This is a genomic window from Lentzea sp. (genome assembly GCF_035525475.1).
Classification (GTDB): domain Bacteria; phylum Actinomycetota; class Actinomycetes; order Mycobacteriales; family Pseudonocardiaceae; genus Lentzea.
The window spans coordinates 57,178-78,724 of sequence record NZ_DATLEC010000103.1 but is presented as its reverse complement, the minus strand read 5'-3'; the positions used below and the strand labels follow the sequence as shown (position 1 = coordinate 78,724).

At 70.6% G+C, this 21,547-nt stretch carries 23 protein-coding genes and 1 pseudogene; 12 read left to right on the top strand and 12 right to left on the bottom strand.

Annotated elements, in window-relative coordinates; genetic code table 11:
* Positions 1 to 75 precede the first annotated feature (75 nt).
* The 3 genes from VM306_RS18585 to VM306_RS18575 are packed head-to-tail and all read right to left on the bottom strand — an operon-like array spanning position 76 to position 3,284.
* The gene (locus VM306_RS18585; RefSeq protein WP_325516548.1) at positions 76 to 867 is read right to left on the bottom strand and encodes a glycoside hydrolase family 20 zincin-like fold domain-containing protein; all 792 of its coding nucleotides are present in this window, start codon (positions 865 to 867) and stop codon (positions 76 to 78) included.
* A 34-nt stretch (positions 868 to 901) separates the two neighbouring features.
* Positions 902 to 2,602, bottom strand: a complete 1,701-nt coding sequence (locus VM306_RS18580; protein WP_325516546.1) for a HAMP domain-containing sensor histidine kinase — start codon at positions 2,600 to 2,602, stop codon at positions 902 to 904.
* On the bottom strand, positions 2,589 to 3,284 hold the full coding sequence (locus tag VM306_RS18575) for a response regulator transcription factor (RefSeq protein WP_325516544.1): 696 nt from the start codon (positions 3,282 to 3,284) through the stop codon (positions 2,589 to 2,591). The genes VM306_RS18580 and VM306_RS18575 overlap by 14 nt, the downstream gene beginning before the upstream one ends.
* A gap of 79 nt (positions 3,285 to 3,363) precedes the next feature.
* Between VM306_RS18575 and VM306_RS18570 the strand changes: the two genes are divergently transcribed.
* The 4 genes from VM306_RS18570 to VM306_RS18555 are packed head-to-tail and all read left to right on the top strand — an operon-like array spanning position 3,364 to position 6,815.
* Positions 3,364 to 4,395, top strand: a complete 1,032-nt coding sequence (locus tag VM306_RS18570) for a peptidoglycan-binding protein (RefSeq protein ID WP_325516542.1) — start codon at positions 3,364 to 3,366, stop codon at positions 4,393 to 4,395.
* Complete coding sequence (locus tag VM306_RS18565; RefSeq protein ID WP_325516540.1) at positions 4,392 to 5,102, top strand: ABC transporter ATP-binding protein; 711 nt, start codon at positions 4,392 to 4,394, stop codon at positions 5,100 to 5,102. The genes VM306_RS18570 and VM306_RS18565 overlap by 4 nt, the downstream gene beginning before the upstream one ends.
* Positions 5,099 to 6,268, top strand: a complete 1,170-nt coding sequence (locus VM306_RS18560) for an ABC transporter permease (RefSeq protein WP_325516538.1) — start codon at positions 5,099 to 5,101, stop codon at positions 6,266 to 6,268. The genes VM306_RS18565 and VM306_RS18560 overlap by 4 nt, the downstream gene beginning before the upstream one ends.
* A gap of 10 nt (positions 6,269 to 6,278) precedes the next feature.
* Positions 6,279 to 6,815: a hypothetical protein gene (locus VM306_RS18555; protein WP_325516536.1), complete on the top strand. Its 537-nt coding sequence runs from the start codon at positions 6,279 to 6,281 to the stop codon at positions 6,813 to 6,815.
* Between the two features lies 1 nt (position 6,816).
* Here the strand turns inward: VM306_RS18555 and VM306_RS18550 are convergent, their stop codons facing one another.
* Positions 6,817 to 7,836, bottom strand: a complete 1,020-nt coding sequence (locus tag VM306_RS18550) for an LLM class flavin-dependent oxidoreductase (RefSeq protein ID WP_325516534.1) — start codon at positions 7,834 to 7,836, stop codon at positions 6,817 to 6,819.
* Positions 7,833 to 8,426, bottom strand: coding sequence for an NADPH-dependent F420 reductase (locus VM306_RS18545; protein ID WP_325516532.1), 594 nt, complete (start codon positions 8,424 to 8,426; stop codon positions 7,833 to 7,835). The genes VM306_RS18550 and VM306_RS18545 overlap by 4 nt, the downstream gene beginning before the upstream one ends.
* A gap of 97 nt (positions 8,427 to 8,523) precedes the next feature.
* Here VM306_RS18545 and VM306_RS18540 point away from each other — a divergent pair, with 97 nt between their 5' ends.
* On the top strand, positions 8,524 to 9,276 hold the full coding sequence (locus VM306_RS18540) for a class I SAM-dependent methyltransferase (protein WP_325516530.1): 753 nt from the start codon (positions 8,524 to 8,526) through the stop codon (positions 9,274 to 9,276).
* On the opposite strand, the gene VM306_RS18535 is transcribed toward VM306_RS18540, so the two are convergent.
* A complete protein-coding gene (locus tag VM306_RS18535) occupies positions 9,260 to 10,039 on the bottom strand; it encodes an alpha/beta fold hydrolase (RefSeq protein ID WP_325516527.1) in 780 nt (259 codons plus the stop codon). The two genes, VM306_RS18540 and VM306_RS18535, sit on opposite strands and share 17 nt — an antisense overlap.
* A 258-nt stretch (positions 10,040 to 10,297) precedes the next feature.
* Between VM306_RS18535 and VM306_RS18530 the strand changes: the two genes are divergently transcribed.
* The gene (locus VM306_RS18530; protein ID WP_325516524.1) at positions 10,298 to 10,606 is read left to right on the top strand and encodes a DUF1540 domain-containing protein; all 309 of its coding nucleotides are present in this window, start codon (positions 10,298 to 10,300) and stop codon (positions 10,604 to 10,606) included.
* 14 nt (positions 10,607 to 10,620) lie between these two features.
* Here VM306_RS18530 and VM306_RS18525 read toward each other — a convergent pair.
* Together VM306_RS18525 and VM306_RS18520 are read right to left on the bottom strand one after the other, a co-directional pair.
* Positions 10,621 to 11,037, bottom strand: a pseudogene (locus VM306_RS18525) (MgtC/SapB family protein); the annotation flags it as partial.
* Between the two features lie 172 nt (positions 11,038 to 11,209).
* Positions 11,210 to 12,034 (bottom strand): aldo/keto reductase, encoded by an 825-nt coding sequence (locus VM306_RS18520; protein WP_325516522.1) that lies wholly within the window; start codon positions 12,032 to 12,034, stop codon positions 11,210 to 11,212.
* Between the two features lie 30 nt (positions 12,035 to 12,064).
* On the opposite strand from VM306_RS18520, the gene VM306_RS18515 reads away from it, so the two are divergent.
* Positions 12,065 to 12,706: a TVP38/TMEM64 family protein gene (locus VM306_RS18515; RefSeq protein WP_325516519.1), complete on the top strand. Its 642-nt coding sequence runs from the start codon at positions 12,065 to 12,067 to the stop codon at positions 12,704 to 12,706.
* A 104-nt stretch (positions 12,707 to 12,810) separates the two neighbouring features.
* Here VM306_RS18515 and VM306_RS18510 read toward each other — a convergent pair whose 3' ends face one another.
* Positions 12,811 to 13,155, bottom strand: a complete 345-nt coding sequence (locus VM306_RS18510) for an RNA polymerase-binding protein RbpA (protein WP_065919117.1) — start codon at positions 13,153 to 13,155, stop codon at positions 12,811 to 12,813.
* A 238-nt stretch (positions 13,156 to 13,393) separates the two neighbouring features.
* On the bottom strand, positions 13,394 to 14,149 hold the full coding sequence (locus VM306_RS18505) for a thymidine kinase (protein WP_325516512.1): 756 nt from the start codon (positions 14,147 to 14,149) through the stop codon (positions 13,394 to 13,396).
* A 329-nt stretch (positions 14,150 to 14,478) separates the two neighbouring features.
* On the opposite strand from VM306_RS18505, the gene VM306_RS18500 reads away from it, so the two are divergent.
* From VM306_RS18500 to VM306_RS18490, 3 genes are read left to right on the top strand one after another with little or no spacing between them, the layout of a single operon-like run.
* Positions 14,479 to 14,826 carry a PadR family transcriptional regulator gene (locus tag VM306_RS18500; protein WP_325516509.1) on the top strand — a complete coding sequence of 116 codons (348 nt, stop codon included), beginning with the start codon at positions 14,479 to 14,481 and terminating at the stop codon, positions 14,824 to 14,826.
* Positions 14,808 to 15,650 (top strand): hypothetical protein, encoded by an 843-nt coding sequence (locus VM306_RS18495; protein WP_325516505.1) that lies wholly within the window; start codon positions 14,808 to 14,810, stop codon positions 15,648 to 15,650. Before VM306_RS18500 ends, VM306_RS18495 begins: the two co-directional genes overlap by 19 nt.
* Complete coding sequence (locus tag VM306_RS18490; protein ID WP_325516502.1) at positions 15,647 to 16,543, top strand: hypothetical protein; 897 nt, start codon at positions 15,647 to 15,649, stop codon at positions 16,541 to 16,543. The genes VM306_RS18495 and VM306_RS18490 overlap by 4 nt, the downstream gene beginning before the upstream one ends.
* Here VM306_RS18490 and VM306_RS18485 read toward each other — a convergent pair.
* On the bottom strand, positions 16,506 to 17,915 hold the full coding sequence (locus VM306_RS18485) for an MFS transporter (RefSeq protein ID WP_325516500.1): 1,410 nt from the start codon (positions 17,913 to 17,915) through the stop codon (positions 16,506 to 16,508). The genes VM306_RS18490 and VM306_RS18485 overlap by 38 nt on opposite strands.
* A gap of 54 nt (positions 17,916 to 17,969) precedes the next feature.
* Positions 17,970 to 18,731: a glycerophosphodiester phosphodiesterase gene (locus VM306_RS18480; protein WP_325516495.1), complete on the bottom strand. Its 762-nt coding sequence runs from the start codon at positions 18,729 to 18,731 to the stop codon at positions 17,970 to 17,972.
* Positions 18,732 to 19,115: 384 nt separating this feature from the next.
* Here VM306_RS18480 and VM306_RS18475 point away from each other — a divergent pair, with 384 nt between their 5' ends.
* Positions 19,116 to 19,457 carry a hypothetical protein gene (locus VM306_RS18475; protein ID WP_030475304.1) on the top strand — a complete coding sequence of 114 codons (342 nt, stop codon included), beginning with the start codon at positions 19,116 to 19,118 and terminating at the stop codon, positions 19,455 to 19,457.
* Positions 19,458 to 19,520: 63 nt separating this feature from the next.
* Positions 19,521 to 21,530, top strand: coding sequence for a putative bifunctional diguanylate cyclase/phosphodiesterase (locus tag VM306_RS18470; RefSeq protein ID WP_325516478.1), 2,010 nt, complete (start codon positions 19,521 to 19,523; stop codon positions 21,528 to 21,530).
* The last annotated feature ends 17 nt before the right edge of the window (positions 21,531 to 21,547 follow it).

Sequence of the window (21,547 nt, the reverse complement as noted above, 5' to 3'; positions counted from 1 at the left end):
AGACCGGACAATTCAACGATAAACATGTGAACAGCCGCGCTGTGCGACCTGCGATCACAGTCCAGCTGTGAACGGCTACCAGGCCGGTGCGACCGCCGAGGTCGTCCGCTGCCCGCCCACCCAGCCCGCGGTCGCGACGGCGCGCAGGCCGTCGTCGCCCTCGACGAGCTGCCCGTGCGGGCCGAGGAAGTCCGCTCCGCCGTCGTGCCAGCGCACCGGCAGGCGGTCGTGGCGTTCGAGCAGACCGGCGAACCTCGTGCTCAGCTTGGCGCTGCCGATGTGCACCCAGCGGCTCGGGAACAGCTCCAGCAGCTCGATCGTCGCCGGGCTGAGCTCGGGCACGACGGTGATGCCGTGGTCGAGGCCGTACTCGACGAGCTCGCGCAACGCGTCGGGGTCGCCGTCGGGGAAGACGTGCAGCACGTTGAGCTTGTACGCGGCCATCCTGTCGATGGCCTTGCGCATCTCGGCCGGCGCCAGCAGCGGGCTCGACACCCCGCGCCACGCGAACGCGGGGGAGTCGCGCACGTCGGCCGCGCGGACCGTGCCGTCGCGGGTCATCAGCTGCCGGAACGACTGCACGCCGTGGCGCAGACCAGCCTGGGTGCCCGCGCGCAGCATCACCGCGTCCTTGCTGACCAGCAGCGCGTAGCCCTCGGGACCGAGCCCGCGCATCGCCGGGTCGTGCGACACCATGAGCATGCCGTCGGGCGACTCGGCGAGCAGGAAGCCGGTCTGCCGGAAGACGTGCTCGCGCAGCATCGCGGCCGCGGTGCGGGCCTGCCCGGTCACCCGGACGGTCACGTCTTCGGTCAGCACGAACGAGCCCGTGCGACGGGGCGCGCTCGCAGGCATGGGAACGATCACCGGTTTCTCCTCCAGCGGTTCAACGCCGGAGGTGTCAGCGGAGTTCCGGCAACCGGACGCGGAACGTCGTTCCGGCACCTGTCGCGCTGGTCACATCGACCGTGCCGCCGTGCGCCTCGACGAGCTTGCGCACGATCGCCAGACCCAGCCCGCTGCCCCCTGTGCTGCGCGAACGCGACCTGTCGGCCCGCCAGAACCGGTCGAACACGTGCGGCAGGTCCTCCTCGGCGATGCCCGTCCCGGTGTCCGCCACGGAGATGATCACGTTCCCACCATCCGGGACCGCGGTCACCGACACCGATCCGCCGGACGGCACGTACCGCAGCGCGTTCGCCACGAGGTTGTCGAGGATCTGCCGCAACCGCAGCGCGTCCGCGCGCACCACCAGCGACGGCCCTGCCGACACCGACAGCACGACACCGGCCTGCGCCGCGCGTGCCTCGTGCGCCGCGCGGACCTGGTCCAGCGCCGCCGCGACGGGCACCGGTTCGACGGTGAGCCGCAACGAGCCCGCCTCGGCCACCGCCAGGTCCTGCAGGTCGTCCACGACGTGTTGCAGCACCAGCGCTTCCTTGAGCAGCAACGTGATCAGCGCCGGGTCGAGGTCGCTCACCCCGTCCTCGGCCGCCTCCAGCCAGCCGCGGATGGTGCTCAGCGGGGTGCGCAGCTCGTGGGCGACGTCGCTGACCATCGCCTTGCGGGCCTGCTCCAGCTGCGCCCTGTTCGCGGCCATCGTGTTGAACGCCCTGGTCAGTCCCGCGATCTCGTCCTGCCCGCGCACCGGGACCGGCGGGATGTCGCCGCCGGCGGACATGTGCTGCGCGGCCGCGGTCAGCGCCCGCAGCGGCCGCGTGATCCGCGCTCCCGCGAACGCCGCCACGCCGACCGCGGCCAGCAGCACCGCCGCCGCGGCACCCACGACCTGCCAGCCGTTGCCCGACAACGAGATCGCGGTGGTCGGCGTGCCCGTCGGGTTCGTCAGGTACAGCAGCGCGGGCGGTGCCACGTAGGGCTGGAGCTGCTCCTTGCGCGAGGTGGTGACGCAGGCGGCGACGGCCGGTTCGTCGGGCGGTTCCGCGCCGGACGACTGCTTGCGCGCGGGCGTGTAGTCGGGGTCGAGGTCCACCGGCGGCAGCGACCGGCGCGCCAGGCAGGCGTTGACCAGGTCCTCCAGCTCGAGCAGCGCGGTGAAGTCGGCTGCGGTGTCGAACGGCAGGTCGTCCTCCCGGCAGTCCAGCCGCGCCAGCTCCTTCCTGACCAGCCGCAGGCAGTACAGCGAACCCGTGCGGTCCTCGCGGTCGCGGAAGTCGATCGGCGTGCGGAACGGCCCGAGCACCCGCTCGTCGATGCGGTCGGCGGGGGCGTCCGGCACGAGCACCGGGTCCACGGCCAGCGCGTCGACGACCGCGGCGGCCGTCGACGGGAGCTGGCCGCCGTCCCCGCCGCGGTCGGCGACCGTCCTGCCGTCCTTGGTGACCAGCACGACCCGCCGGTGCGGGTGTTCGGTGACCAGCGACTCGACGTAGCCGTCCACTTCGGACCAGTCGCGGTGCGCCGCCGCGTAGCCGAGCAGCGTGCTGTAGATCTTGTTGTCCGCTGCCAGCTCACGGCCCTGCTCCCGGGCGATCGACGCACGGGTGAGCTGGGTCGCGAGCCACGCCGTCGCGGCGATCGAGCACACCGCGATCAGCACGACGACCACGAGCAGGCGGGTGAAGACGCTACGGCGCACCACGGCGCCCGGCGGTGAGCTTGTAGCCGATGCCGTACACCGTGACCAGGTGCTCCGGCGTGCGGGTGTCGGTCTCGATCTTGCGGCGCAGGTTCTTGACGTGCGTGTCGATCGTGCGGGTGGTCAGGAAGCTGTCGAAGCCGTGCATCCGCTCCAGCAGCTGCTCGCGGGAGAACACCCTGTCCACTTCGGACGCCAGCACCTCCAGCAGCCCGAACTCGCCGGGCGTGCACTCGACCGGCTCGCCGCGCACCGTCACCTCGTGCCGCACGGGGTCGACGACGATCGGCCCGACGGAGAGCAACGGCGTGGGTCTGTCCACCGGGCGCCGCCGCAGCAGCGTCCGCACCCGTGCCACCAGTTCGCGCGGGCTGAACGGCTTGGTCATGTAGTCGTCCGCGCCGATACCGAGGCCGTGCAGCAGGTCGTCCTCCGTGGACCGCGCGGTGAGCATGAGCACCAGCACGTCCGAGTCGGCCCGCAGCGCGCGGCAGACGTCGAGGCCGCCGAGTCCGGGCAGCATCAGGTCCAGCACGACGAGGGCGGGCTGCCGGGCGCGCACGACGTCGAGCGCGTCCCGTCCGTCGTGGACCACGAGCACCCGGTGGTGGTCCTGCTCCAGGTAGCGGCGGACCAGCTCGGCCTGGTTCTCGTCGTCCTCGGCGACGAGGATGAGAGCGCTCACCGGGCGATCATAGGGACGCCCTCGGGGCGGTCACCGCTTCGACACAGGATCCTCACAAGTGCCTCCGAAGATCCACCGCATGCGCAACACCGTCATCGCGGCCACGCTGCTCGTCGTGGCCGTCACCGCCATCGTGCTGGTCGTGCGCGGCAGACCCGCCGAACCGGAAGCGGCGCCGCCACCGGCGGTGAAGACCACGACCGTGCGGAAAGGAGACCTCGCGAACACCCGCGTGCTGCAGGCCACCCTCGGCTTCGGCACCGCCCGTCCGGTCAAAGGGGGCACCGGCACCGTCACGAAGCTGCCGGCCACCGGTCAGGCCACCGAACTGGGCAAGGAGCTGTACCGCGTGGACGACCAGCCGGTGGTCGTGTTCTACGGCGCGACGCCCCTGTTCCGCACCCTCGACGCGCCGGGCGTCAAGGGCTCGGACGTCGCGGTGGTGATGGACAACCTCGCCGCGCTGGGCTACCAGGTCGGCACGCGGCCGAAGGACGCGTCCAGGGCCGAGCTCACCCCGCGTGCGGTCGAGGCGCTGAAGAAGTGGCAGAAGGCCGTGGGCGTCGAGCAGAACGGTGTCCTCGCGCCCGGCCGGGTGCTCGTGCTGGACCGGCCGATGCGCGTCGGGTCGGTGAAGGCCCAGCTCGGCGCCGCCGCCTCGGAGGAGCTGTTCGAGCTCACGCCGACCACCCGCCTGGTCACCGCCCAGGTGCCGGTCGCCGACGCGGGCGTGGTGAAGGCCGGCATGCCCGTCACGGTCGTGCGCCCCGACAACCGCGAGGTGCCCGGCAAGGTCACGTCGGTGACGAACGCGGCCCCGCAGGAGAACGGCGGCGGCCAGAAGGTCGACGTGGTGGTCACCCCGGACACCCCGGCCGACGTGGGCGACCTGGACACCGCGCCGGTGCGCCTGAAGATCACGACCGAGAGCAGGACGGGCGTGCTGACGGTCCCGCTGGCGGCGCTCATCGCGTTGAAGGAGGGCGGCTATGCGGTTCAGCTGCCCGGCGGCGGGCTGAAGGCCGTGAAGACCGGGCTGTACTCGAACGACCAGGTCGAGATCTCCGGTGACGGCGTCACCGACGGCCTGGAAGTGGTGACGGCGCAGTGACCCCGGTGCTCGCGTTGCGCTCGGTCAGCAAGCGCTACCCCGGTGGCGTGACGGCGTTGGACGACGTGTCGTTGCAGGTCCGCTCGGGAGAGCTGCTCGCGATCGTGGGCCCGTCCGGCTCGGGCAAGTCCACGCTGCTGCACCTGGTCGGCACGCTCGACCTGCCGTCGTCGGGGACGGTGGAGATCGACGGCCAGGACGTGTCGGCGTTGCCCGACCGCAGGCTTTCGGCGTTGCGCGGCAGCCGGATCGGGTTCGTGTTCCAGCAGTTCCACCTCTCCGACGCGCTCTCGGCCACCGAGAACGTCGCCACCGGCCTGCTGTACGCGGGCGTGCGGCGCAAGGACCGCCGGGAGCTGGCCGTGGGGGCGTTGAAGCGCGTCGGCCTGGGCCACCGCGCCGACCACCGGCCGCAGCAGCTCTCCGGCGGCGAACGGCAACGCGTCGCGATCGCCCGTGCCGTGGTGAACACCCCGTCGCTCGTGCTGGCCGACGAACCGACCGGCGCACTGGACACCGCGAACGGCCGCGCGGTCCTGGACCTGCTGCGCGAGCTGAACAGCCAGGGCACGACCATCGCCCTGATCACGCACGACCGCGACATCGCCGCCTCATTGCCACGTCGGGTGGAATTGCGCGACGGGCGCATCGTCTCCGACACGGGCACGGCGTCCGGACGAACCGTCGTGACCAGGAGCGTGCGATGAGACGTCTCTCGTTCGCCGACCTGCTCTCCCTGGGCTCCCTCGGCATCCGCACCCGCAGGCTCCGCGCCGCCCTGTCCGCGCTCGGCATCGCGCTGGGCATCGCCACCGTCGTCGTGGTCACCGGCATCCCCGCGTCCAGCCAGCAGGCCCTGCTCGACGAGCTGACCGCGCTCGGCACCAACCTCCTGCGCGCCCAACCGGCACCACGCCAGGAGGACCCGGTGCTGCTGCCGGAGTCCTCGGTGGCGATGGTCCAGCGCATCGGCCCGGTGACCGCCGCGGCGGCCGTCGCCAACACCCACGCCCGCGTCCGCCGCAACGACCTGCTCGACCCCGGCCACAGCTCCGACCTCACCGTCCTGGCCACCACCCCCGGCCTGCTCGGCGCCGTGAACGGCCACGTCCGCAGCGGCGAGTTCCTGCCCCGCCCGGACTTCCCGTCGGTGGTGCTGGGCCACGTCGCCGCGTCGAGGCTCGGCATCCAGGACGCGGGCGGGCACCCGGCGGTGTTCGTGGGGGAGAGCTGGTTCACCGTCGTCGGCGTGCTGGGCCCCATGCCGCTGGCGCCGGACATCGAACGCGCGGTCCTCGTCGGCTGGGAGGCCGCCCGCACCCGGCTCGGCTTCGACGGCCACCCCACGGTCGTGTATGTGAAGGCACGCGAGGAGTCCATCGAGGACGTCCGGGCCGTGCTGCCGGCGACTCTGTACGGCGAGACACCCGGTCTCGTGCTGGTCAGCCGCCCGTCCGACGCGCTGGCCGCCAAACGAGCCACCCAGAACTCCTACAGCGCCCTGTTCCTGGGCCTGGCGGGTGTCGCGCTGCTGGTCGGCGGCGTCGGCGTGGCGAACACGATGGTGATCTCCGTGCTGGAACGCCGCAGCGAGATAGGCCTGCGCCGGGCACTCGGCGCCACCCGCGGCCACATCCGGGCCCAGTTCCTCACCGAAGCCGTTCTCCTGTCGGGCCTGGGCGGCCTGGCGGGCACGGCCCTGGGCGCGCTGGGCGTCGCCGGCTACGCCACCTGGCACCGCTGGCCGCTCGTCATCCCCGTGCCGGTCCTGGCCTCCGGCGTGCTGGCCGCGTTCGTCGTGGGCGCCGCCGCGGGCCTCTACCCCTCCATCCGCGCCGCCCGGCTCACGCCGACGCAGGCGCTCTCCGTGTGAAAGGTTCCCGATGAAGAAAGCTCTGCTCGCCCTGCCGCTGCTGTTCGTGGCCGCCTGCGCCCAGCCGGCAGCCCCACCGCAGGTCGCCTCGATCTCGACACCCAGCAGCGCCGCCCCCACCTCCGCCGCACAGGAACAACGCCCGCGCGAACGCCTCGACATGACCCCGGAGGACTTCGAGGCCCTGCGGGCCCCGTACGACCAGTGCATGGCGGGGTTCGGCATGGACAGGAGGGGCCGCCCCGCGGAAGGCAGCGGCCGGCCGGAGCCCGTCAAGGAGGAGCTGGACAAGGCGCTGAAGGCGTGCGAGAACAAGGTCCCGCTGCCACCGTGGGAGAAGGACACCACCAACCCGGAGGCGGTCGACTTCGCCAACCGGGTCGTGCAGTGCCTGCGGGGCAAGGGCGTCCGGTACGTCGAGGTGCTGAACGAGCCCGGCGCGGAGATCATCGGCTACGCGCTCGGCGGCCCGAACAACGACGCCGCGTCGATCTCCCTCGGCCTCGAGCACGCCAAGGAGTGCGAGATCGCCTCGTCGCGGAGGTGACCTACGCGAGCAGGTCCCGCACGCGCGGCACGACCTGCGTCCCGTACAGCTCGATCGTCCGCATCAGCGACTCGTGCGACAGCCCGCCGATCCCGTACTTCAGGTCGAACCGGCTGGCGTCGAGCGTCTTCATGGTGCGGGCCATCTTCGCGGCCACCGTCTCCGGCGACCCGACGAACAGCGCGCCGTGCGGCCCCACCTCGTGGGCGAAGGACTCCGGGGTGGGGGTCGCGAACCCGCGCGTCCTGCCGAGCCGGCCGATCATGTCCAGGTAGTGCGGCCAGAACTCCTCACGCGCCTGCTCGTCGGTCTCGGCGACGTGGCCGGGGGAGTGGATGCCGATGGGCAGCGGCTCGCGGCCGAACTTCTCCAGCGCGTGCTTGTACAGCTCGGTGAACGGGGCGAAGCGCGACGGGTGACCACCGATGATCGCGAGCATCAACGAGAAGCCGTAGGACGCGGCGCGCACCACGGACTGCGGGCTGCCGCCCACGCCGATCCACGTCGGGAACGGCTCGCTGAACGGCACGACGTCCTGCTCGTGCAGCGGTGCGCGGGTCTTGCCCTGCCAGGTGACCGGGCCGCCCTTCAGGATCTCCGCGAACAGGTGGGTCTTCTCCTCGAACAGGTCCTCGTAGTCGGCGAGGTCGTAGCCGAACAGGGGGAACGAGTCCACACTGGACCCGCGGCCGAGGATGATCTCCGCGCGGCCGTCCGAGACGGCGTTGAGCGTCGAGAAGCGCTGGAACACGCGCACCGGGTCGTCCGAGCTGAGCACCGTCACGGCCGAGCCCAGGTGGATGCGGGAGGTGCGGGCGGCGATCGCGGCCAGCACCACGTCGGCGGCCGAGAGCGGCATGTCCGGCGTGTGGTGTTCGCCGATGCCGAAGAAGTCCAGGCCGACCTGGTCGGCGAGCACGCCCTGCTCGACGAGGTCGCGGATGGTCTGGGCGTGGGTCAGCGGGGTGCCGGAGGCGTCGTGGGTGACGTCGCCGAACGTGTCGAGCCCGAACGTGGTCATGATTGCTCCTTCACGAGCGTGGAGAGGTTTTCGAAGTCCGGCCTGCCGGCCGCGACGCCGAACAGCGGGCTGCCCGGTTCCAGGTGCCGTCCCGCAGCCAGGGGTCCCACCGGCACCGGGTCGAACCCGATGTCCCGCAGGAACTCCGCCACGAGACGCACGGCGCCGGGGGAGTCACCGGCGACGCCGGCGGCACGGCCGCCCGCGGGTTCCATGTCCTGGTAGGCGATGTGGTTGAGCGCTTTCACGACGTGCGCGCCCACGAGCCGTGCGGCGACTTCCTCGCTCGTGCCCAACGGCGCGGCGGCGGGTGGCCAGTGGTTCATCGCGTCCACGACGACCTTGCCCGCGAACATCCCCGGCTCGAGAGCGGGGAACCGGTGCTGCGGGATCGCCAGCACGACGAGGTCGGCGTCCGCGACGGCGTCGGAGGCGGACATCGGCACCGCGCCCGGCGCGAGGAACTCGGTGATCATCGCGATCCGCGAGGGGTCGCCGGAACCCGCGATCGTCACGGTGTGGCCCGCCGCGAGGGCGAGGCGCGCGAGGACGGGACCGACGTGGCCCGCACCGAGAACAGCGATCTTCACAGCACACCCGACCTTGCTAGTTGACGTATCACCTAGCTTAACCGGACCAGCCCCCGGATATTCCCCGCGGGTGGCGAGCGGCGTTACCCTTCGCCGCGTGTGGGGATTCGGTGAGGCGTACGAGAGGTACGTGGGCCGGTGGAGCCGGCCCGTCGCGGTGGAGTTCGTGCGCTGGCTGGACGTGCCGCCCGGCAGGACGTGGCTCGACGTCGGCTGCGGCACCGGCGCGCTGACCGAGACCGTCCTCGCCCACGCGCGACCCGCGTCGGTCACCGGCATCGACCCGTCGGAGGGCTTCCTCGCACGCGCACGGCGGCAGGTGCCCGGCGCGACCTTCGAGGTCGGCGACGCGCTGGACCTCGGCGGGCGCACGGCCGACGTCGTGGTCAGCGGGCTCGTGCTGACCTTCGTGCCCGACGTGGCGCGGGCCGTGGCGGAGTTCGCCCGCGCCGGGTCACGGGTGGGCGCCTACCTCTGGGACTACACCACCGGCATGCAGATGATGCGGTTGTTCTGGGACGCCGCGAAGGACGTCGACCCCGCCGCGGCGTCGCACGACGAGGGCCTGCGCTTCACCTCGGTGAGCGCCCCCGACCCGTTGCGCACCTTCTGGACGGGAGCGGGCCTGAACGACGTGGAGGTGCGCGGCATCGTCGTGCCCACGGTCTTCCGCGACTTCGACGACTTCTGGGAGCCGTTCCTCGGCGGCACGGGCGCGGCCCCCGCCTACGCCGCCACGCTGCCCCCGGAACAGCTCGACGCCGTGCGCGACCTGCTGCGCTCCCGCCTGCCCGCCCAGGGGCCGATCGAGCTCACCGCCCAGGCGTGGGCGGTCACCGGGTCGCGCTGAGGAACCGCTCCAGGTGCGGGTTCACCTCCGCCGCGTGGGTCAGGCTCAGGAAGTGCGCGCCGCCCTCGACGAGGACCAGCGGCTCCGCCCCCGGCAACGCCGCGACGAGCGCCTCGGCCTTCGCGACGGGGTAGGCGAGATCGGCCGTGCCGTGCAGCACCAGCGCGGGCGCCTCGATCTCACCGAGACGCTCCAGCACGCTCTCACGGCCCACCAGGGCGTTCACGATCAGCCGCAGCCGCTCCGGCTCGACCGCGCTCCACTTCGGCGTCCACTCCGACGGGTCGTAATCGCCCAGGCAGATCTTCGCCACCGCCTCGGTCACCGTCTCCGGTCCCTGCGCGATCCACACCTCCGAGAGCTGCTGGTAGGCCGCCGAGATCTGCTCGTCCTCCGTCTCACCGGACGTGCCCAGCAACGCGAGCGCGCTCACCCGTTCCGGCGCCAGCAATGCCATGCGCAGCGCCACGAACCCGCCCTGGCTGGTTCCCGTCACGGCGGCACGGGCGATGCCGAGGGTGTCGAGCACCGCCAGCGCGTCCCGTGCGGTGTCCCAGTGGTCGAACGGCCCGTCGGCGGGCGTCGCGCCGTGCCCGCGCTCGTCGATCGCGATGAGCCGGAAGCGACCGCCGAACGCAGCGACCTGCGGCGCCCACATCGTCGCGTCCATGAGGAAGCTGTGCAGCAACACGACCGCCGGGCCGTCACCGCCGTGGTCCACGTAGGACACGAGCTGCCCGTCACCTGTCGTCACCATTGCCATGCCACACCTTCACATCTCCCGCTCCGCCGCGCACCCGACAAAGCGGTTCGAAAAAGAGCCGATGACTCGGAAGTGTGGAGAACAGCCTTCGCCGAGTAGGGGATCCGCTCGCTGCAAGGCCAGGTCAGACCCGCTGTCTCCACTGCTGAAATGATTCTTGGAGGATAGGCTCACCTACTCTGTTTCGAATTGCGGGGGTTCTGCCGCGGTGGCATCGTCCGGGTCAACCGAACCTTTCCCACCACGGCAGGAGCGGACATGACCACTCTCGAGAACCCGGCGATGCCCGCGGTCCACGATTGCACCGTGAGCGACTGCTCGTACAACCACGACGGCTGCCACGCCTTCGCGATCACGGTGCGCGGCGACAACGGTGCCGCGGACTGCGGCACGTTCATCCCGCTCGGCACCAAGGGCGGTCTGGACAAGGTCGTCGCCCAGGTCGGCGCCTGTTCGCGCACCGACTGCGTGCACAACGCCTCGCTGGAGTGCACGGCGCAGAGCGTGCGCGTCGGTCAGGGCGCCGGCGACCACCTCGCGAACTGCCTGACGTACCAGCCGCGCTAGGGAACACCCTGGTCGTCGTCCTTGCGGTCGACGGCCCTGCCCAGCTCTCGCAGGCCGACGTTGACCGCGATGACGGCGACCGTGCCGGCCGCCGCGACGGCGTGCAGACCGGCACCGGCGAGCGAGCCCACCGCGGCCGCGCACCAGAGCGTGGCCGCGGTGTTCAGCCCGCGCACCGACAGCCCGTCGCGCAGGATCACGCCCGCGCCGAGGAACCCGATCCCGGACACCACCTGTGCGGCGACGCGCGTGGGGTCGCCCTGGCCGTCGAAACCCTGCGCGGACAGCAGGACGAACAACGCGGCGCCCACCGCGACGAGGGCGTTGGTCCTCAGACCCGCCATGCGCGAGCGGTACTGCCGCTCGAAACCGATCAACGCGCCGAGGCCCATGCCCTCGGCGATGCGCAGTGTCATGTCGAAGACGTGCATCGTGTGACTCCCCTTGCGTACAGGGGTGTGCGTCACACGCCAGAACTGAAGCGTGCGAGGTGGGATGACCTGCGCGGGCTACTGTCGCCTGGCATGTGTCGCTCACCTCGCTTCCTCGTGTCCGTCGGCCGAAACCTGCCGGCAACGCTACCCGCCTCCGCGTGAGAGGCGGCTACAGCATCGCGAGCGGTTCCGGTCCGCTCGGGGGAGGGAACGCGCGGTCGAGCTCGGCCAGGTCCTCGTCCGTCAGCGTCAGGTCCAGCGCCCGAGCGTTGTCGCGGACGTGTTCCACCGTGCCCGCCTTGGGGATCGCGTTCACGTGCGGCAGCCGCAGCACCCACGCCAGCGCCACCTGCGCGGCGGTCGCGTCGTGCCGCCGCGCGACGGACGCGAGCACCGGTGAGCCCAGCAGCCGGCCCTGTTCGACGGGGGAGTAGGCCATCACCGGGATGCCGGTCTCCGCGTGCCACGGCAGCAGGTCGTGCTCCGGGCCGCGCCGCGTGAGGTTGTAGAGGATCTGGTTGGTCTGGCAGAAGCCCGGCAACGCCGTCAGCTCGCGCATGCCGGCCAGGTCGAGGTTGCTCACGCCCCAGTGCCGGATCTTGCCCGCCTCGACCAGCGCCGCGAACCCGTCGAGCGTCTCGGCGAGGGGGAACCGGCCCCGCCAGTGCAGCAGGTAGAGGTCGACGCGGTCGGTGCCCAGCCGGCGCAGGCTCGCCTCGCAGGCGCGGACCGTGCCGGCGGTGCTCGCGTTGCCGGGCAGCACCTTGGACACCAGGAACACCTCGTCACGGCGTTCGGCGATCGCCTCGCCGACGAGCGACTCCGCCGCGCCGTCCCCGTACATCTCCGCCGTGTCGATCAGCGTGAGGCCCAGGTCGAGCCCGGCCCGCAGCGCCGCGACCTCGCCGGCGCGCCGGGCGTCGTCCTCGGCCATCATCCAGGTCCCCATGCCGAGCGAGGGGATGGTCTCGCCGGACGGCAGCAGCACGGTCATGGGCTCCAGCTTGCCGGGTAGGTTGGTGTGATGCGACGCGCGGCCCTGATCCTCCTGGTGCTGCTCGTGGTCGCTCTCGCCGTCCTGGCCCAGGTGATGGACGTCCCCGACGGCGCCGCGCTCCGCTCGTGGGTCGACGGCGCGGGGTGGGCGGCCCCCTTCGTCTTCACGGGCGTGTGCGCGCTCGGCACGGCGGTGTTCTTCCCGAAACCGGTTCTCGCCACGGCGGCGGGGCTGCTCTTCGGCATCGGGTGGGGGAGCGCTCTCGCCGTCGCCGGGTTCACGGCGGGCGCGATGATCGCGTTCGCGGTCGCCCGCGGGCTCGGGCGCGACACCGTGAAGGGCTGGCTGGGGGAGCGGCTGCGCGTGATCGAGACCGTCTTCGCCCGGCGTGGCGTCGAGGCGACGCTCGTGATCCGGCTGCTGCCGGTCGTGCCGTTCACGCTGGCGAACTACGGCGCGGGCGTCACGGCGGTGAAGGCGAGGGACTTCGCGCTCGGCACGGCGCTGGGGCTCGTGCCCTCGACGGTGCTCGCCGCGGTGCTGGGGGACGCGCTGAGCGACCTCGGGTCACCCCGTTCGCTGGTCGCGCTGGCGATCTGGGGCGTCCTGGCGGTCGCGGGGGTGTGGTGGGGGCGGAACTTGATCACAGCGGCCGCGCGGGCCGCGTAGGGCCCTGGGCCGCGACTGTCGCGGACGAGACCCACGGGACACGCCCTGACGCAAAAAGCCGCCCCGGCGGGAGACCGGGACGGCTTGAAGCGTCTGCGAGGAGATCAGGCCGTGCGGGTGCGGCGTCCCCGGAGCTCTTCGAGGCGCTCGTCGAGCAGCTCCTCGAGCTCGGGGATCGACCGGCGCTCCAGGAGCATGTCCCAGTGAGTGCGCGGCGGCTTGATCTTCTTCACCTCCGGCTCGACCCCGTCGATGATCTTCGACTCGGTGCCGTGGAGACGGCATTCCCAGGTCGGTGGCAACTCGGCGTCGTCGGAGAACGGGACCTCGAAGTCGTGTCCCTTGGGGCAGGCGTACCGCGCTGCCCGGCGCGGAGCGAGATCGTGGTTGCGGTCGGTCTCGTAGCTGACTGCTCCGAGCCGGCTTCCACGCAAAACGCGGTCGGCCATGGCGGTGTCCTTTCGCTCGGCTCAGGGCCGGGGCCCAGGCTTCTTGCTCACCGTGTGCAACGCCCGGATTGCTCCGTTTGTTTCCGGTTCGCTCTCATGGTCGCCCACAGTGACGTCGTTCACTCGTCAACGAAGGCTTCCTACTAATGGATGCGATCGCCACAGGATCGTGACGCGTTATCAAGCTCCTGCGCTCATGCATCACTCTAATGGCCTAGAGGAGGCGAGTGGTAGTCGCCTAGGCCAATCGAAGCTGACCACTTTGTGCGACGTCAGGGCCTAGGTCGCCCAGTCGGAAGTGACGCCTGCACAGCACCTGGTAGCGCACGGTAGTTTCCGTGGTGTCGGTTACACCGTCGCTCTCCGTACCCGGCCGGTGCTGTTGCGTATCCGGCGCCGTGTCGGCGACCAGAACGGTGTCCCCGGCGCGGATCACCTGGCCGGACAGCACCCGTGCGTTGAACCGTCCCGGTACGCCGCACCAGCACAGCACCTCGACCTGGATGGCCTTGAGCTCGTCGGCCAGCTCGAACAACCGCTGCGATCCGGGGAACATCTCGCCGCGGAAGTCCGTGGCGAGCCCGAAGCAGTACACGTCGACCTGGACGTCGTCCGCGAGTTCCGCCAGCTGTTCCACCTGGTCGGAGGAGAGGAACTGCGCCTCGTCGACGATCAGGTAGTCCACCCGCCGGCCCTGCGCCCACTCCGCCCGCACCAGCCGGCGGAGATCGTCGTCGCGGATCTCCGCGGCCTCGCGCGTGATGCCGATGCGGCTGGAGATCTGCGGCTTGCCCGACCGGTCGTGCCGCACCAGCAGCAGCCCGCGACGACCCTGCCGCGAGTTGTTGTGGTCGATCTGCAGCGCGAGCGTCGACTTGCCGCAGTCCATCGGACCGAAGAAGAACTTGAGGTGCCCGACCACCGGCGTCGAGCGCCGGGAACCAGCGACAGGTACAGCGGAGAGGGCGTCTGTCGGATCGGGAAGGGCGTCCACGGCGGGTCACCCTAGTGCCTGGGTCCCGATCATGAGGAATCCCCACGGTTCATCGCCCGCCCCTTCACCCCGCGACCTGGTAGTTCCGCGAGGACATAGCCGTGGAGCGGGGTGCTCAAACATCCTCTCCGACCAGGTCACCCGATAGTTTCAGCGTTGACCGAAATCGACCTTCAGGCCGCCGCGGGACAGGACCTCGGGCTCACTGCCGGCCGCCTGAGCGACGTCACAGTGTTCTGGTTGCTCGATAACTTCAGTGTTGACTAAAGTTGATGTCGCCTTGCGGTTCCGCTTCCCGATATAACTCGTGTCGCGATATATTCAAGGACATGAGTGGTCGGATCATGTCCGAGCAGACGTTCCTCGTGCTTACCGCGCTGGCGGAGGAGCCGTTGCACGGGTACGCGATCGTGCAGGCGGTGGAGCAGCTGTCCGAGGGGCGGATGGTGCTGCGCGTGGGCACGTTGTACGGGGTGCTGGACAGGGTGGTGGCGGACGGGCTCGCCGAGCGGGACCGCGAGGAGGTGCACCAGGGGAGGCTGCGGCGCTACTACAAGCTGACCGACTCCGGTGTGCGGGCGTTGCAGGCGGAGGTCGCGCGGCTCAGCGCGAACGTGCGGGCGGCCTCGGCCGTGCTGCGGGGGAGAGGTGTTCAGGCGTGGACGGGTCGGGCATGAGCAACCTGGAGCGGCGGTACCGGAGGCTGCTGGGGGTGTTGCCGCGGTGGTACCGGCAGGACCGCGAGGAGGAGATGGTCGGGATCTTCCTGGCCGACCGGACCGATGACCTGGACCTGGAGCACGGCTGGCCGGGGTGGGGCGAGACCTGGGCGGTGCTCGGGCTCGCGGTGCGCACGCACCTGGCGGCGGGGGCCGCGCTCGGGGGCGGCGTGAGGTGGCGCGGCGAGGTCGTGCGGGCGCTGGGCATGATCGGGTTGCTCGTCGGGTTGCTCCAGGCGGGCGCGTCGGTCACCGGTTCGGGGCTCTCCGGACCGGGCAGCGGGATGCTGGTGCTGAACCTGGTGCCGGTGGCGGCGTTCGTGGCGTTGCTGGCGGGGAAGCGGACGACGGCGAAGGTCCTGGCGTTCGTGGCGGTCGCGACCGGTCTGCTGCTGGGGCCGTTGATGGGGACGTGGTTGCTCTTCCAGTTGCCGGCGGTGGTGACGTTCGCGTGCCTCTGCCTGGGGTTCCACCGGGAGGCGCCGACGCCGCCGGCCGGGAGGCTCGCGTGGTGGGGCGGGGGAGCGCTGCTGCTGGGGCTGGTCGCCGGGCCGTGGCTGGGGACGGTCGCGGTCATCGCGGTGCTGGTGGTGGTGCGCGTGGTGGCGTTGGTGCGCGGTGACTTCGTGCTGGGGCGGGCGTTGTCGTTGTTCGCGGTGCTGGAGCTGGGGCCGGTGGTGTTGCTGCTGCTGAGCGGGACGGTGTTCGCCGTCGCGCTCGTTCTCATGGCGTTGCTGGTGGTCAGCGCGGTGGCGCCGGTGCGGAGGCCGCAGTTCTCGTGACGAACTTGGAGCGCAGGTACCGGGCGTTGGTGGGGGTGTTGCCGCGGTGGTACCGGGAGGACCGCGAGGAGGAGATGGTCGGTCTGTTCTTGGCCGATCGGACCGACGAGCTCGACCTGGAGCACGGCTGGCCGGGGTGGGGCGAGACGGGTGCGATGCTCGCGCTGGCGGTCCGCACGCGGTTCGCGGCTTCTCACGCACCGGTGAGCGCGGTGCGGCTGGGGGAGGTCGCGCGGTGGCTGGCGGTGCTGGGGTTGGTGCTGGGGCTCAAGGACGTCGTGCACGTGGTGTACGCCGAGATCGTGGTGCGGGTCTCGGGGGAGCAGGTGCCGCCGCCGCAGTGGGAGGCGGTGCTGGCGAACTTCAGTCCGCTGGCGGTGATCGCGCTGCTGCTGCGCGGGCACCGGACGTGGGCGAAGGTCGTGGCCGGGGCGGCGTTGGTGCCGTGGCTGGTCAATGCCGTCACCGATCCGGGTCCGGCGGGGGTGGCGAGCGTGCTGTGGCAGTTGCCGCTGCTGGGGGCGTTCGTGGCGCTGTGCCTCGGTTTTCACCGGGAGGCGCCGGTGCCGTCGGCCAGGTCGGTGCTGTGGTGGGCCGGGGCCGCTGTGCTGGTGGGCGTGGCGGAGCTGTTCGCGTGGGGCTTCAGCCCGCTCGTGGTGCCGGTGGCGGTGCTGGCCGCGCGGGTGTTCGCGTACGTGCGCGGGGAGGTGGCGTTGGGACGAGCGCTGGCGATCTTCGCGGTGTTGTCGGCCGGGGGTGTCGTGGTGACGTACCTGAGTGGGCCGCCCGAGCTGCGCGGGGTGGTCGTGGTGGCGGCGGCGCTGCTGGTGGTCAGCGCCGCCGCCCCGGTGGGCGCTACACGAGTGCGGGTTCGTCGTTCCCCACGGCCTTGATGGCCCTGCGGACCGGTACGAAGATCAGCAGGATGAAGCCGGCGACGAAGAAGACGATCAGGGCGAGGATGGCGGGGCGCAGGCTGCCGGTGGCCTGGCCGACGCCGGCGAACACCAGTGGGCCGAGCCAGCTGGTGGAGCGTTCGCCGACCTCGTAGAGCGAGAAGTACTGCGCTTCGCGGCCGGGTGGCACCATCTGGCTGAAGAGGCTGCGGGACAGGGCGTTCGTGCCGCCGAGCACGATGCCGATGCCTGCGGCGACGAAGTAGAACTGCAGCTCGTCGCCTGCTTCGACGAAGAACGCGGCGGTGATGACGACGATCCAGACGAGCAGTGAGCCGAGGATCGTCTTCTTGGCGCCGACGCGTTTGGCGACGAAGCCGTGCAGGACGCCGCCGATGAAGGCGACGAACTGGACGATCAGGATCACGGTGATGAGCGTCTGCTGTTCGAACTTGAGCTCGACGCTGCCGTACTGGGCGGACACGTTCGCGACCGTGGCGATGCCGTCGGTGTAGATCAGGTAGGTGCCGAGGAACGCGAGTGTGAGCGGGAAGGCCTTGGCCTGCCTGAGGGTTGTGCCGAGTTCCTTGAAGCCCGCGGAGACGACCGAGGTGCCTTGTTCGCGGCCGTGCGGGTTCCGGTGCTCGGTGAGGGCGCGCAGCGGGATGATCGTGAATGCGGCCCACCAGATGCCGGAGATGACGAACGCGATGCGCGCGGCGTCGCCGGAGGTGATGCCGAGGGAGTCGGCGGAGAGCGTGATGCCGAGCTGGATGGCGAGGGCGACGCCGCCGCCGAGGTAGCCGAAGGCCCAGCCGCGGCTGGAGACGGCGTCGCGTTCGTCGGGGGTCGCGATCTCGGGCAGGAAGGCGTAGTAGACGACGACGCTGGCGCCGTAGCAGATGTTGGCGATGATGAAGAAGAAGACGCCGAGCTTCCAGTTGGTGCCTTCGACGGTGGCGAGCGCGATGGTGGCCGCGGAGCCGGTGAAGGCGAAGAAGGCGAGCATCTTCTTCTTGTTCTGGGTGCGGTCGGCGATGGCGCCCATGACGGGCAGCACGAGGACCTGGACCACGGTCGCGATGGAGAGCAGGTAGCCCCACAGCGAGCCGGAGGGGAACTGCAGGCCGAGGATCGTGACGTCGCAGTGGTCGAACGCGTTGTCGTTGGCGCACGGGGTGGCGCCGTTGAGCGCGGTGTCGGCCTTGGCGGCGTTGGTCGCGATGCTCGTGAGGTACAGCGAGAGGAAGACGGTGATCACGGACGTGGGGAACACGGAGTTCGCCACGTCGTACCAGACCCAGCCGCGTTGTTCCTTGCGACGGCTGGTGGTGTTGGCGTCGGCGGCGTCGTCGCCCTTGACCTTCATGTCGGCGGACTGTACTTGTCCGGCCACTCGTCCCATGACCGACTGTCCAAGCTGTTACCAGCTGTTGCGCGAGCGGAGAACTTCGCGCAGGACGTCGGGCCTGTCGGTGACCAGGCCGTCGACTCCGAGGTCGAGCAGGGCGCGCATGTCGGCCTCGTCGTCGATCGTCCACACGTGCACTTCGAGGTCCCTGCGGTGGGCTGCTCGGACGAAGCGGGCGTCGACGACTTTCAGGCGTCCCTGGTTGACGGGGACCTGGGCGACCTGGCCGCGCACGGCGAGTCCGGCGAACGGGATGCGTCCCGCTGCCCACAGGGCGCCGGCGGAGCGGGGGCCCATGGAGGTGAGCAGGCCGGGTCCGCCGAGGCGGCGCAGGCGGGCGAGGCGGTTGTCGGAGAAGCTCGCGAGGCAGACCCGCTGCAGTGCCTTGGTCTTGCGCAGCAGGGTGAGGATGGGTTCGACGGCGTTCTCGGACTTCACGTCGATGTTGAAGAACGTGTCCGGGAGCTCTTCGAGGACGTCGGCGAGGCGGGCGACGGGTTCGCGGCCGCCGACGCGGGCGTGCCGGACCTCGGTCCAGGGCAGGTCGGCGACGCGTCCGCGTCCGTCGGTGGTGCGGTCGAGGGTGTCGTCGTGGTGGACGACGACCTCGCCGTCGGCGGTGGCGTGGACGTCGGTCTCGATGTAGCGGTAGCCCTCCTGCACGGCGCGGCGGAAGGAGCTCAGGGAGTTCTCCATTCCGGTGAGGTCGTCGACGTGCCAGCCGCGGTGGGCGAAGGCGCGGGGCCGCGGGTCTGCGAGGTACGGGTGGGTCACGGCCCCGAGTCTGCCTGGTGGTGGTGGCTCCGGGATGGACGGTGGGTGGCGCGACACTTTCTTCTTGTTCTCTATTGCTTCAGTGTCATCTGAAATCAAATTTCCACATCATCGCGTCCGCAGAAACGTCACGAGTCAAGAACGCAATGGAACCCGGGAAGGTCATTCGATCATCGAAGAGGGCGGGGACATCGGGCAGAGGAGAGGCCGTTGACGCGCGAACAACCGAAGCAGCCGCACCGCCGTGGAACGGCCACGGGTGACCGGGTGCTGCCCGAGACCGGTGCCACCGGCTCGGGCGGTGCTGTCCGGTTCCCTACGAAGGTAGTGCTTTCTGGCGCGTCGCTGGAGGTCAAGCGCCGTCATTCGCTACCGTCGCGCGCCATGGAGCGGTCCATGGAGGCGGATGAGCCGAGGCACTGCGCGTGGTGCGGGAGGCGGTTGCCGGGGAGTGGACGGATCGGCCGGCCGAGGCGGTACTGTGCGCAGCCGTGCCGGCAGCGTGCGTACGAGCGCAGGGCGGCGTTGCAGCGGGGTGGTCTTCCCGAGGACGCTGTGGTGTTGTCGACCGCGGAGCTGGCTGATCTGCAGGACCGGCTGTTCCAGCTGCGGTGTGCCGCGGAGGACGTGGTGACCGCGGCGCAGGACGGTGCGGAGAACGAGGAGCTGAGGAAGCTGGCGGCGGAGCTGGTGGAGTCGGCGAAGGGTTTGGAGAGGTTGCGTTAGCCGTTCGGGCAACAGCGAACCAACCGGCGTAGCGGGTTGCTTACGTCCGGTGATCGGACGATCATGACGCGCGTGATGTCCTACTGCCGCACGGTGCTGGACCGGGCGGGTGTCGGCTATGCCGTGACGGATTCGCGCGGGAACCTGCTGTGGTGCAACCGCGCGATGGGTGTTGTGCTCGGGGTTCCGGTGGAGCAGGCGTACGGGCGGTCGTTGCCGGCGTTGCTGCCGGGTGCGCCCGAGGTGCCTGCTCCCGCGCGGGAGGTGCTGGTGCCGGGGCCGAAGTGGCTCGAGGTGCGGTGCACCCGTTTGGGTGATGACCTGATGTACGAGGTCGTGGACGTGTCGGCGTGGCGTGATCGTGAGTTGACGGTGACGCAGGAGGCGGACGCGTTGCGGCGGGCTCAGGCGCTGGGGCGGATGGGCACGTGGGAGTGGGCGATCACCGAGGATCGGGTGACGTGGTCGGACACGTTGCTGGAGATGTTCGGGTTCGCGGCGGGGACGGCGTTCGACTTCGAGATGTACTCGCGGCTGGTGCACCCGGACGATCTGCCGATGATCGAGGAGACGCTGGACGCGGCGCTCAAGACGGGGTCGGTGTTCACGTACACGCATCGGATGTTGCGTCCGGACGGCAAGGAGCGGGTGTTCGAGTGCTTCGGTGAGGTCGTCGTGGGTGATGACGGCACTCCGTTGCGTGCTTTGGGGACGGCGCACGACGTGACGCAGTCGTCGCGGGTGCACGACGAGCTGGTGAGGATGGCGGAGCAGGATCCGCTGACGGGGTTGCCAAACCGCAGGGCGTTGACGCGTGCGCTGGAGCGGGAGCTGGCGAACGGTGTGTCGGGTGCTCTGCTGGTGCTGGATCTGGACAACTTCAAGGACGTCAACGATCTGCGTGGTCATGCGGTGGGTGACCGGGTGATGCGGATGCTGGCGTCGGCGTTGCAGTCGCGGCTGGGTGATCGGTTGATCGCGCGGTTGGGTGGTGACGAGTTCGCGGTGGTGTTGCCGGGTGCGTCGCCTGCGGACGCGTCGGCGGTGGCGGATGGGTTGCGGGACGCGGTGTCGCGTTTTCCGCTGGCGGGGATCGGTACTCCTGCGCGGATCACGGTGAGCACGGGGCTGGCGGAGTTCGGTCCGGGTGATTCGTGGGAGTTGGTGCTGGCGAACGCGGATTTGGCGTTGTACGCGTCGAAGGCGGCGGGCCGGGATCGGGTGACGGTGTACGAGCCGAACCATTACGCGGACACGGTGAAGCGTGTTTCGGTGCTGGATCGTCTTCGTGCGGCGTTGGCCGGTGGTGGGTTGGCGTTGTACGGGATGCCGATGGTGGAGCTGACGACGGGTCAGACGCTGGGGCACGAGTTGTTGTTGCGGTTGGAGGACGGGCAGGAGCCGTATCTGGGTCCTGCGGATTTCCTGCCGGTGGCGGAGCGGTCGAACCTGATCCTGGAGGTGGACCGGTGGGTGTTGACGACGGCGATCGACGCGTTGGTGGCGGAGCCGGATTCGCGGTTGCGGTTCAACGTGAACGTGTCGGGCCGGACGTTGGAGGATCCGGACTTCGGTGATTTCGTGCTGGACAAGCTCGGTTCGGCCGGTGTCGCGCCGGGGCGGCTTGGGTTGGAGATCACGGAGACGGCGGCGGTGACGAACCTGGACGCGGCGGTGGCGTTGGCGACGCAGTTGCGGAGTTTCGGGTGCCGGATCACTCTGGACGACTTCGGGTCGGGGTTCGGGTCGTTCGTGCACCTGAAGCACCTGCCGATCACGGGGATCAAGATCGATGGTGAGTTCGTGAAGGGCATCGAGACGAACGACGCGGACGCGGTGCTGGTGTCGGGGATCGTGCAGATCGCGAACGGGCTGGGGTTGTCGGCGGTGGCGGAGTGGGTGGAGCGGCCGTCGCAGGTGGAGGCGTTGCGGCGGTTGGGTGTGCGGGTGGGGCAGGGTTTTCACCTGGGCAGGCCGGTGCCGTTGCGTGATGTGGTGAGCGCGGAGCGCATGCCGCCGAATGGCGCATTGTCGTCTCAGGTGGTCGGAGCAGAGGATGGTGCGCGCTCCTGATCCCCGCCTGATGGGTT

Coding starts and splice junctions, on each gene's coding strand:
- VM306_RS18570 (WP_325516542.1), top strand. CDS start 3,364: ATGCGCAACACCGTCATCGCGGCCACGCTGCTCGTCGTGGCCGTCACC.
- VM306_RS18560 (WP_325516538.1), top strand. CDS start 5,099: ATGAGACGTCTCTCGTTCGCCGACCTGCTCTCCCTGGGCTCCCTCGGC.
- VM306_RS18555 (WP_325516536.1), top strand. CDS start 6,279: ATGAAGAAAGCTCTGCTCGCCCTGCCGCTGCTGTTCGTGGCCGCCTGC.
- VM306_RS18550 (WP_325516534.1), bottom strand. CDS start 7,836: ATGACCACGTTCGGGCTCGACACGTTCGGCGACGTCACCCACGACGCC.
- VM306_RS18535 (WP_325516527.1), bottom strand. CDS start 10,039: ATGGCAATGGTGACGACAGGTGACGGGCAGCTCGTGTCCTACGTGGAC.
- VM306_RS18530 (WP_325516524.1), top strand. CDS start 10,298: ATGACCACTCTCGAGAACCCGGCGATGCCCGCGGTCCACGATTGCACC.
- VM306_RS18520 (WP_325516522.1), bottom strand. CDS start 12,034: ATGACCGTGCTGCTGCCGTCCGGCGAGACCATCCCCTCGCTCGGCATG.
- VM306_RS18515 (WP_325516519.1), top strand. CDS start 12,065: ATGCGACGCGCGGCCCTGATCCTCCTGGTGCTGCTCGTGGTCGCTCTC.
- VM306_RS18510 (WP_065919117.1), bottom strand. CDS start 13,155: ATGGCCGACCGCGTTTTGCGTGGAAGCCGGCTCGGAGCAGTCAGCTAC.
- VM306_RS18500 (WP_325516509.1), top strand. CDS start 14,479: ATGAGTGGTCGGATCATGTCCGAGCAGACGTTCCTCGTGCTTACCGCG.
- VM306_RS18485 (WP_325516500.1), bottom strand. CDS start 17,915: ATGAAGGTCAAGGGCGACGACGCCGCCGACGCCAACACCACCAGCCGT.
- VM306_RS18475 (WP_030475304.1), top strand. CDS start 19,116: ATGGAGCGGTCCATGGAGGCGGATGAGCCGAGGCACTGCGCGTGGTGC.
- VM306_RS18470 (WP_325516478.1), top strand. CDS start 19,521: ATGACGCGCGTGATGTCCTACTGCCGCACGGTGCTGGACCGGGCGGGT.